This window comes from Cryobacterium sp. MLB-32 (assembly GCF_000738085.1).
Classification (GTDB): domain Bacteria; phylum Actinomycetota; class Actinomycetes; order Actinomycetales; family Microbacteriaceae; genus Cryobacterium.
Window position 1 is genome coordinate 1 of sequence record NZ_JPRS01000656.1, and the last position, 814, is coordinate 814.

Sequence of the window (814 nt, forward strand, 5' to 3'; positions counted from 1 at the left end):
TTTACCGGGGACGCAGCGTGATCATCATCAAGACATCTCCCGTATCTAAGGCAGACAAACTGATACCGACCGGAATCTCGCTCCCGTCTTGCTTCCTCCCATTCAGCCCCCGCACCATAGTCCGACTAGTTGGATCGGCAATGGATTCGTTCGAATGGCCGCCACGGACCGCCGGAGCATACTCAGGTAGCAGCATCTGAATGGACCGACCGACGAGCTCGGCACGGTCGTAGCCGAACAGCGACTCCGTCTGGTGATTGACAAACCAAATGACACCCGCGTGGTCCGTTCCCGCCAACGCGTATGGCGCCGATTCCAAGAGACTCTCGAACTTGCGTGTCCTTGAAGCCATCTGATCCTCAATCCACATCGGCTAGAGCCACGTGGCGCATCAACCGCAGGGAAATCGGTGGACGATCACCGTTTGGATCTGGAAAGTGCGTTTCGCATGAAGTGAGCCCTTAACCCACCAGATCAGCCTGCAGGGGCCGCAAGCTGATCTAACGGAGGTCAGCCACACCGTGTCGGGCGCTCTGACTGATCTAAACAATCAAAATATACGACTATCTCCCAGTGGAATCAAGACATAAATGTGAGATCTTCAGCCTGCCTGGTCGAGCGAAAACACCTCGTAATCTGGCCACCCTCAAGCACATGGCACGGGGTAGCGATTCCATAACCAATAGCCCGACCTGCGGACGGGGTTCTATTTCTTGGAAAGTCGTCTCGCCCCATCGGACCGCGGATCCCCCGTTGGTGAGACATGGCGGTACAGCGTCTGCCGGGTGATCCCAAGCTCCTCGCAAAGTTCACC

The 814-nt window shown here is 56.4% G+C and carries 1 protein-coding gene and 1 pseudogene; both read right to left on the reverse strand.

Annotated elements, in window-relative coordinates; translation table 11 throughout:
* Window position 1: 1 nt before the first annotated feature.
* The gene (locus JF66_RS25505; protein WP_035880845.1) at window positions 2-370 is read right to left on the reverse strand and encodes a PAS domain S-box protein; all 369 of its coding nucleotides are present in this window, start codon (window positions 368-370) and stop codon (window positions 2-4) included.
* Between the two features lie 336 nt (window positions 371-706).
* A pseudogene (locus JF66_RS24820) lies at window positions 707-814 on the reverse strand (recombinase family protein); the annotation flags it as partial.